The organism is Mesorhizobium sp. WSM4810, assembly GCF_055811235.1.
Genome location: NZ_JBVVQV010000010.1, coordinates 208833 through 217480, shown reverse-complemented (window position 1 = coordinate 217480; position 8648 = coordinate 208833). Strand labels below are relative to the sequence as shown.

Here is an 8648-nt window from a genome sequence, read left to right as displayed (position 1 = left end):
GAACACCTACGTCATTAATCCTGCACCCGTGACGCCACAAGTCGAGGAAGTGCAGGAAGCGTCCTGATCGGGCGGGGGCACGGCGGCGCGTCAATCCTCAGCCTCACGCCGGCGCCGCCACCATTCTCTAGGCCGGAGGGTGATGACGCGCAAACATTCGCCGTCGAGCGTTCGCAATGAGAGAGGCGGGCGCTCATTCCGCCTCTCGGTGTCGGCTCAAAACGTCGTGCAGTTCACGGTGTTGCCGAAGCGGTTGCAAGTCGTCGTTTTCGGCTGACTGTTTTGCATGTTGGCAAATGCCGCATTCGCCCTGGCAGATGCCCTGCCGCGAGACGAAATGGACTCGTTTTGGATGCATTGGGCCATGGCCGGGGTCCCTGGCTCGAAGCCGTAGGAAACGCATCGGTTGCGGAAATAGGTTGCCTGTTCCGCCTGCGGTGTGGTGGCAAACCAAGCAGGTGAGCCAGGCATACCTAGGCCCGAACCGGAGCAGCCGCTTAAAAGGATAGTCGCGGCCCCTGCCGCCGCGAAAATATGGTATTTGCGCATGCTGCCCCCTGCGCATGCACTGAACTTCAAAAGCTTCGGCCCCGCAAGGGCCGGCGCGGCGCGCAAATATCCCTTCGAAGCCGAACTTTGGGCAGCGCAGCTGGCGGCGTCGGTTCTCCAGCTGGCTTCCGCAGGGGACGCATCAGCATGAGCGCCGGCGTCAAGACAAAGGCGCTGGCTGCATTCGTGCGGCAGTGCCTTGATCCGCTGCCCGATGCCGTCCTCATCGACACGCACCACAATCAGCTCATGCGTCAGGCGCGCCGACTTCCTTGGCGCAAGGCTGATGCTGTCACCAGCCTGGCAAGAGCGGAGACGGCTTACTGGCAAGAGAAAAGCATTCACGCGATGTACGTCCTGGAGGACGAGAACAAATCTAGCGCCTATTCTGACAAACGGATGATCAGCGTCGACAGGAGCCGGCAGGCTGTGGCCGATCAAATCCGAGTTCCAGCGCCCGATCTAATGGCCGTCCAATGGAAGCGAGAAGCCGCAAAGGACCGATATCTGCCGATCGGCGAGGACGAAGTCGCCAAGCTCATTGCGGCGGACGAGGCGTTTCTTGCAGCGCATCCGATCACGAAGCAACCTCGTAGAAAGCGTGGGGGGAGCGACCATCACTGAACCGGACAAAAACTGTCATAGCCCGCTGTCTCACGGTGGCGGGTTTTTCTTTGCGTGAACCTCCGATTAGGATTGACACCTAGCGGCGCATTGCTCCCTCGCCCGTCATGACCGAACCGTAACCTCGACCGGCAAGAGGGAGCGCTGGTTTTGCAGAGGCAGAAAGCCCGAGCGGCCGGCTGGCGAAAAGCGCGACGGTGGCGTCCGCCTTGCTCCTGTCCCTCAGCTATTGCGCGACTTTGGTTCCGTTGACGCCCGGCAATCATGGAAGGCCGAGGGGCGAGTGATCGAGTTCCGGTTCCCATAGCACACTAGCCCAGCACTAAGCCTGCAATCAAAACGGCAAATCCGATAGAAAGCGGGACCGCCAAAAGCCAGCCCGCCTCCAAAACGCTATTTTCTTGCCGATCCATATCTCCTCTTTGACGCCGCCCCTGATTACGAAAGCCATTGGGAGCGGTTCGGTTCCGACGATTTTGCCGAGGACCCGGGGAGATGGCACCACCGGGTGCTCGCGTTCGTCCTCACCATTCGCGTGTTCGGCATCGCATCGCGTCGCGTCAGGTCGACGCTGTTCGAACCGCTCGCGCGGTGATAAGCGGTTGAGCATCTGAGTCCTACTTGAAGGTACCGCAATTGCTCATCGCGTTCGCCATATCTGTAGGTCTCGCACTGGTAACGGTTCTGATGCACTATGAAGTGCTAAATATCGCCGGAACGATGAGGCGTCGTTTTTCACTTCCGATGCGGGTTGATCTGCTGCTCTTGGTCGTCGCAGCAATCATTGCTCACGTGGTGGGGATCTGTCTTTTCGCGCTCGCCTACGCCTGGATGAACCACCATCCAGACCTTGGAGGTCTCGCAGGCTTGTTTTCCGGAAGCGCAGCGGATTTCTTCTATTTCTCGGTTACCTGTTACACGACGATCGGCTTTGGCGAAGTCTATGCCACTGGGCCGATGCGAATCGTTGCTGCCTTGGAGGGTCTCAACGGACTCGTCCTGATCGCTTGGTCAGCATCGTTCGCATACGCATCGACTTCGGATCTGTGGAAGCGGGAGCAAGACTGACGCGCGTTTCAGAGGTCGTGTTCCTTCGTCATAGCTGTTCGCGCCGAAAGGTGCGGCGGGCTTTTTCGTTCGGGCGCCAAGGGAGCTTGTAACCGCTTACCTGAATGTTCCCCATAGGGGCTTATTCAAAATTTCGCCACTGCACCGCTATCAGAACGGCCCGTTGCTATAGCGTGGTAATCGAGGCCATTACCCACTATTGGGGAGGGTAGTTTCGGGACCGGTACGCGCATGCTCCCGAGGGGGAGTCAGTTCAAGAAGCCTTATAAGAGCCAATGGCTTAGCCCATTTTAAATAACGGGTTCCCGGTTAATCCACTGCCGCTGATAAACAGCAGGGAAACAGCGAGCAGCCTGCGGCCCAGACCCTTTTGAACCTTTTGAGTGTTCCCTGTAGGGCGCCCCTAGAAAATTTCGGCCAGCTGATAGGCGATGCCTCTCTGGTGCGGTTTACGGCGCTCTAGGCACCTCAAAGTGGTCCCGTCGCCATCGCGATCCAGCTTGGAAATGTGCGGAACCGTACGAAGCGGATTGCACGCAACCAACGCGGTGGCCGGGCATTAATTTAGCAAAGCATCAAATAGGAAAGCATCGGGAGGAAAACCATGCTGCACCTTAACATGCCTGGCGAATTTGAGGTCGGCGATGAGGTTGCGCTAGCAGGTACCGTCATCTCCATTCTCCCTAGCGGCCGAGCCAGAGTGAGCATTCCATCCTATGACCATCCTTACACGCTAGAGCCGCCACCCAAAGCCCGGGCCGGCGACCGAGTAGTTCTTGTTGGGGACGTCACCCGCATCGATCGCGGAGCAGACAAACTCACCGTGCGGATTGACTGCGGCGGCGTGATTACGGTCGACAGGTCGGCAATCACTCGGCTGAGGAAGCACCGCCGGGCTTCAGCCGGTTGACGCTACGGCGACACAACGGGCTGCGCTCGTCGGCATACGGAACATGCAAGCGTATCGTGCCTCAAGCCAATCTAACTTCGAGGGACCTAGGCCCGCGCTAAAAAGTCCGAACATTTCCCATCCCCTCGCCTTTCGGCAAATCTGGCGGAACGGAGACTAGGCAAATTTTGCGACCCCCAAAAATCGCCTCGGGGTGCCCCGGCGGTGCCCCGAACCATTTCAGGGCAACAGGCCCCCGAGGGGGAGAATGCTAATCAACTGAAATCATTATAGAAATTTTGGTGGAGCCAATCGGAATCGAACCGACGACCTCTTGAATGCCATTCAAGCGCTCTCCCAACTGAGCTATGGCCCCACTCCGGCAGTCAACCGGCGCCGTTGCCGGCGAAGAGATCCGGCGCGGGTTGAGACCGCGCCGTTAGTGCAGGCGGCTTCTAACCCCGCCTTCCGTCAATATCAAGCCTTTAAGAGCCGCTTTTTATCAAGAACCCGCGAAAGTCGGCGGGCGCTGTGCGAGAGGCCGGATCAGACTTCGTCGTCGTCGTCGCCGACGCCGATCATGTCGGCGACATCGTCGTCCTCTTCCTCTTCGTCGGCGAGGAACGTATCGTCGTCGTCGCCGAGGTCCACATCGTCCTCGTCATCGCCGAGATCGGGAAGATCGTCGGGCTTCGCATCCTCGTCCGCCTCTTCGAGCGAGACGACCTCGACGCCCTCTTCCTCCTCGGCGTCGACTTCCTTCTCGGCAACTTCCTCTTCCTCCTCAAGGGCGGCAATCTTGCCTTCCTCGAAATAAGAGCGGGGATAGTTCTTGCCGGTATAGGGCGAGACGATCGGATCCTTGTTCAGATCGTAGAATTTTTGACCCGTCTCGGGGTCGATGCGTTTGGTGCCAAGTTCGGGTTTTGCCACAGCAAGCCTCGTCGATGAAAGTTTGGTCCCCATAACCACAGTTTACGGCGCTGTCAAAGCCTAAAGCCAGCGTCACAAATCCCCGCGTTGAGCGACCTCTTGCAAGGGGATGACCATTTCCGCCCGCCGTGATACGAGACCGCGCAAACCAGAAGAAAAAGGCCGGCCACCGGCGTTTTTCACCCAAGGAAAACCCATGTCGCATACTGCCGCCCCGAAACCGGCCACCGCCCGCAAATCGCCAGCGCTTTCAGGCACAGCACGGGTGCCCGGCGACAAGTCGATCTCGCACCGCTCGTTCATGTTCGGCGGCCTCGCCTCCGGCGAAACCCGCATCACCGGCCTGCTGGAAGGCGAGGACGTGATGCGCACGGGCGCCGCTATGAAGGCAATGGGCGCGCATATAGAGAAGCGCGGCGCTGAATGGGTGATCCGCGGCACCGGCAACGGCGCGCTGCTGCAGCCGGAAGGCCCGCTCGATTTCGGCAACGCCGGCACCGGCTCGCGCCTCACCATGGGCCTGGTCGGCACCTACGACATGGAGACGACCTTCATCGGCGACGCCTCGCTGTCCGGCCGGCCGATGGGCCGCGTGCTCGAGCCGCTGCGCCAGATGGGCGTGCAGGTGCTGAAGGCGACGCCCGGCGACCGCATGCCGATCACGCTGCGCGGCCCCAAACACGCCGCGCCGATCACCTACCGCGTGCCGATGGCCTCGGCCCAGGTGAAGTCGGCGGTGCTGCTCGCCGGGCTGAACACGCCCGGCATCACCACCGTCATCGAGCCGGTGATGACGCGCGACCACACCGAAAAGATGCTGCAGGGATTCGGCGCCAATCTGTCGGTCGAGACCGACGAGCGCGGCGTGCGCCACATCTTCATCGAGGGCCAGGGCAAGCTCACCGGCCAGACAATCGCTGTGCCGGGCGACCCGTCATCGGCCGGATTCCCGCTGGTGGCGGCGCTGATCGTGCCGGGCTCGGACATTACAATCGAAAACGTGCTGATGAGCCCGACCCGCACCGGTCTTTTGTTGACGCTACAGGAAATGGGCGCCCGGATCGACGTTCTCGAGCCGCGCAATGAAGGCGGCGAGGATGTCGCCGATCTGCGGGTGCGCTACTCCGAGCTGAAGGGCGTCACCGTGCCGCCCGAACGGGCGCCGACGATGATCGATGAATATCCGGTGCTTGCTGTCGCGGCGAGCTTTGCCGAGGGCGAGACGCTGATGCAGGGACTGGAAGAGCTGCGGGTGAAGGAATCGGACCGGCTGTCGGCGGTCGCCGAAGGGCTGAAGCTCAATGGCGTCGACTGTACCGAGGGCGAAGCCACACTGGCGGTGCGTGGAAAACCCGGCGGCAAGGGGCTTGGCCAACATCCGAACGGAAAGAGCACCATCGTCCAGACCCATCTCGACCACCGCATTGCCATGAGCTTTCTCGTCATGGGACTTGCAACGGAAAAGCCTGTCACCATCGACGACCAGGCGATGATCGCGACCAGCTTTCCGGAGTTCATGGGGCTTATGAAGGGCCTGGGGGCGGAGATCAGCTAAGGTCTGCGAATGTTTTGGACGTTGCTCGTCGGCGGTTTGGTTTTGACGGCATTGGTCGGGCGCGTGGCGGCGCAGTCAGGTTTCGATCTGGGATATTCCGACAGGAAGCCAGGTGCGATTAGCCTGATCGGGTTTCTTTTTTTCCCGTTTTGGATCGTCCTCTTCATCTTGCTGGCGACAACGGCGCATTTTTTTCCAGACGTTAGCGGCGCTCTCATGCCATATGTTTCGAACTTCGTTTTTAAGCTGGCTGCCGGGATCACATTCGTCGCGATCGCCACGTTTCCCATTTCCGTACCGCTTCTGATTGGAATTCCCGTTGGATTCTTGGCCGGATATTGGACCGGACGGCGGTCTTCCGGACTTTGACGTTGAACCCGTATGATTGGTTCTTGATTTAATGACCTTCCTCCGTTTGAAGCGGCGCGTATGAGCTCAATCACTGATAAAGCTGGCTTCACCATCGCCATCGACGGCCCAGCAGGCGCGGGCAAAGGCACCCTTGCCCGCCGACTGGCCGACCATTACCGGCTGAACCTGCTCGACACCGGCCTCACCTATCGCGCGGTGGCCCATGCGCTGCTTCGGCTCGGCCTGCCGCTCGACAATGTCTCGGCCGCCGAGACCGCTGCCCGGCAGGTCGACCTGGCCAAGCTCGACCGGTCGGTACTGACGGCGCATGCGGTCGGCGAAGCGGCTTCGAAAGTGGCTGTCATCCCTTCGGTGCGGCGCATACTGGTCGAAAAGCAGCGCGAATTCGCCAAGGCGCCGCCGGGCGCCGTGCTCGACGGCCGCGACATCGGCACCGTGGTCTGTCCCGACGCCGACATAAAACTCTATGTGACGGCGAGCGCCGAGGTGCGGGCACAACGCAGGCTGGCCGAGATCGAGAGCATCGGTGGCACCGCCGATTTCGACGATATCCTCGCCGATATCCTGCGCCGCGACGAGCGCGACATGGGTCGCGCCGACTCGCCGCTGAAGCCGGCCGCCGACGCGCACTTGCTCGACACGTCGGAAATGGCTATAGAAGCCGCGTTCCTGGCGGCCAAGGCGATCATCGACGACGTTCTGGCCAAGAGAAACAAAGCCTGAGCCGGGTTTCCTGCCGTTGCCGATTGCCGGCGGCGAAAAGATACCCATATCGGGCACGAACCAGCCTGCCAGCATTCTTCATGCGCCGGAATTGCCGCTTAGGCGGCCAAGGGCTTTTTTGAGGCCCGGAACGCCGGCAGGCCAACGCAACGCTAACCCACGGCGCCCGCCCCGCTTGAGATGCGGGGCATTCCAGGAGAAACTATGTCAGTTGCAAATCCCACTCGCGATGATTTCGCGAGCCTGCTCGAAGAATCTTTTTCCGCCGGCCATTCCGGCGAAGGCCAAGTCGTCAAGGGCACGATCACTGCGATCGAAAAGGACATGGCAATCATCGACGTCGGCCTCAAGGTCGAAGGTCGCGTGCCGCTGAAGGAATTCGGCGTCAAGGGCAAGGATTCGACGCTTAAGGTCGGCGACACGGTCGAGGTCTATGTCGAGCGCATCGAGAACGCGCTTGGCGAAGCGATGCTTTCGCGTGAGAAGGCCCGCCGCGAAGAGAGCTGGGTCCGTCTCGAAGAGAAGTTCACCAAGGGCGAGCGCGTCGAAGGCGTCATCTTCAACCAGGTCAAGGGCGGCTTCACCGTCGATCTCGACGGCGCCGTGGCCTTCCTGCCGCGCAGCCAGGTCGACATCCGTCCGATCCGCGACGTCTCGCCGCTGATGCACAATCCGCAGCCTTTCGAGATCCTCAAGATGGATCGCCGCCGCGGCAACATCGTGGTGTCGCGCCGCACCGTGCTCGAGGAGAGCCGCGCCGAACAGCGTTCGGAAATCGTGCAGAACCTCGAAGAGGGCCAGGTGGTCGAAGGCGTCGTCAAGAACATCACCGACTATGGTGCGTTCGTCGACCTCGGCGGCATCGACGGCCTGTTGCATGTCACCGATATGGCATGGCGCCGCGTCAACCATCCGACCGAAATCCTCAACATCGGCCAGACGGTCAAGGTGCAGATCATCCGCATCAACCAGGAAACCCACCGCATCTCGCTCGGCATGAAGCAGCTCGAGAGCGATCCGTGGTCCGAGATCGGAACGAAATTCCCGATCGGCAAGAAGATCAAGGGCACCGTCACCAACATCACCGACTACGGCGCGTTCGTCGAGCTGGAGCCGGGCATCGAGGGTCTCATCCACGTTTCGGAAATGTCGTGGACGAAGAAGAATGTACATCCCGGCAAGATCCTGTCGACGACGCAGGAAGTCGACGTAGTGGTGCTCGAGGTCGATCCGGCCAAGCGCCGCATCTCGCTCGGCCTCAAGCAGACGCTCGAGAACCCGTGGCAGGCTTTCGCCAGCAGCCATCCGGTCGGCAGCCAGGTCGAGGGCGAGGTCAAGAACAAGACCGAGTTCGGCCTGTTCATCGGCCTCGAAGGCGATGTCGACGGCATGGTCCATCTTTCCGACCTCGACTGGACCCGTCCGGGCGAGCAGGTGATCGAGGAGTACAATCGCGGCGACACCGTCAAGGCGCAGGTGCTCGACGTCGACATCGACAAGGAGCGCATCTCGCTCGGCATCAAGCAGCTGGCCAAGGATACGGCCGGCGAGGCGGCGACTTCGGGTGAACTGCGCAAGAACGCGGTCGTCACCTGCGAGGTTACCGGCGTCAAGGATGGCGGCCTGGAAGTGCGGCTGGTCGACAGCGGCATCGAGACCTTCATCAAGCGCTCCGACCTCAGCCGTGACCGCGACGAGCAGCGCCCCGAGCGCTTCACGGTCGGCCAGAAGGTCGATGCCCGCGTCATTGCCTTCGACAAGAAGACCCGCAAGCTGCAGGTCTCGATCAAGGCGCTGGAAATCGCCGAAGAGAAGGAAGCGGTCGCCCAGTACGGCTCGACCGACTCCGGCGCTTCGCTGGGCGACATCCTGGGCGCCGCGCTGAAGAAGCAGGGTAGCTAGGTCCACTAACGCCGCGCCTCGCGCGGCCTGTTA

At 61.0% G+C, this 8648-nt stretch carries 8 protein-coding genes and 1 tRNA gene; 6 read left to right on the top strand and 3 right to left on the bottom strand.

Annotated features, from left to right (window positions below):
- Positions 1-216: 216 nt before the first annotated feature.
- Positions 217-549, bottom strand: coding sequence for a hypothetical protein (locus AC0L3O_RS17255; RefSeq protein WP_473531428.1), 333 nt, complete (start codon positions 547-549; stop codon positions 217-219).
- A 147-nt stretch (positions 550-696) separates the two neighbouring features.
- On the opposite strand from AC0L3O_RS17255, the gene AC0L3O_RS17250 reads away from it, so the two are divergent.
- Entirely contained in the window at positions 697-1173 is a 477-nt protein-coding gene (locus AC0L3O_RS17250) for a hypothetical protein (protein ID WP_473536945.1), read from the top strand.
- Positions 1174-1794: 621 nt separating this feature from the next.
- Positions 1795-2241: a potassium channel family protein gene (locus AC0L3O_RS17245; protein ID WP_236473766.1), complete on the top strand. Its 447-nt coding sequence runs from the start codon at positions 1795-1797 to the stop codon at positions 2239-2241.
- A 1189-nt stretch (positions 2242-3430) separates the two neighbouring features.
- Here the strand turns inward: AC0L3O_RS17245 and AC0L3O_RS17240 are convergent.
- A tRNA-Ala gene (locus tag AC0L3O_RS17240) sits at positions 3431-3506 on the bottom strand.
- 170 nt (positions 3507-3676) lie between these two features.
- Positions 3677-4063: a TIGR02300 family protein gene (locus tag AC0L3O_RS17235; RefSeq protein WP_027151510.1), complete on the bottom strand. Its 387-nt coding sequence runs from the start codon at positions 4061-4063 to the stop codon at positions 3677-3679.
- Between the two features lie 196 nt (positions 4064-4259).
- Between AC0L3O_RS17235 and aroA the strand changes: the two genes are divergently transcribed.
- The 4 genes from aroA to rpsA all read left to right on the top strand — a co-directional run bounded on the left by aroA (position 4260) and on the right by rpsA (position 8615).
- The gene (gene aroA, locus AC0L3O_RS17230; RefSeq protein WP_473616134.1) at positions 4260-5618 is read left to right on the top strand and encodes a 3-phosphoshikimate 1-carboxyvinyltransferase; all 1359 of its coding nucleotides are present in this window, start codon (positions 4260-4262) and stop codon (positions 5616-5618) included.
- Positions 5619-5627: 9 nt separating this feature from the next.
- Complete coding sequence (locus AC0L3O_RS17225; protein WP_473507784.1) at positions 5628-5987, top strand: hypothetical protein; 360 nt, start codon at positions 5628-5630, stop codon at positions 5985-5987.
- Between the two features lie 60 nt (positions 5988-6047).
- Entirely contained in the window at positions 6048-6713 is a 666-nt protein-coding gene (gene cmk, locus AC0L3O_RS17220; RefSeq protein ID WP_473536947.1) for a (d)CMP kinase, read from the top strand.
- Positions 6714-6917: 204 nt separating this feature from the next.
- The gene (rpsA, locus tag AC0L3O_RS17215) at positions 6918-8615 is read left to right on the top strand and encodes a 30S ribosomal protein S1 (RefSeq protein WP_473536948.1); all 1698 of its coding nucleotides are present in this window, start codon (positions 6918-6920) and stop codon (positions 8613-8615) included.
- The last annotated feature ends 33 nt before the right edge of the window (positions 8616-8648 follow it).

Bases quoted from the DNA above. Each gene is read 5' to 3' on its own strand.
- AC0L3O_RS17255 (WP_473531428.1), bottom strand. From the start codon at position 549: ATGCGCAAATACCATATTTTCGCGGCGGCAGGGGCCGCGACTATCCTT.
- AC0L3O_RS17250 (WP_473536945.1), top strand. From the start codon at position 697: ATGAGCGCCGGCGTCAAGACAAAGGCGCTGGCTGCATTCGTGCGGCAG.
- aroA (WP_473616134.1), top strand. From the start codon at position 4,260: ATGTCGCATACTGCCGCCCCGAAACCGGCCACCGCCCGCAAATCGCCA.
- AC0L3O_RS17225 (WP_473507784.1), top strand. From the start codon at position 5,628: ATGTTTTGGACGTTGCTCGTCGGCGGTTTGGTTTTGACGGCATTGGTC.
- cmk (WP_473536947.1), top strand. From the start codon at position 6,048: ATGAGCTCAATCACTGATAAAGCTGGCTTCACCATCGCCATCGACGGC.
- rpsA (WP_473536948.1), top strand. From the start codon at position 6,918: ATGTCAGTTGCAAATCCCACTCGCGATGATTTCGCGAGCCTGCTCGAA.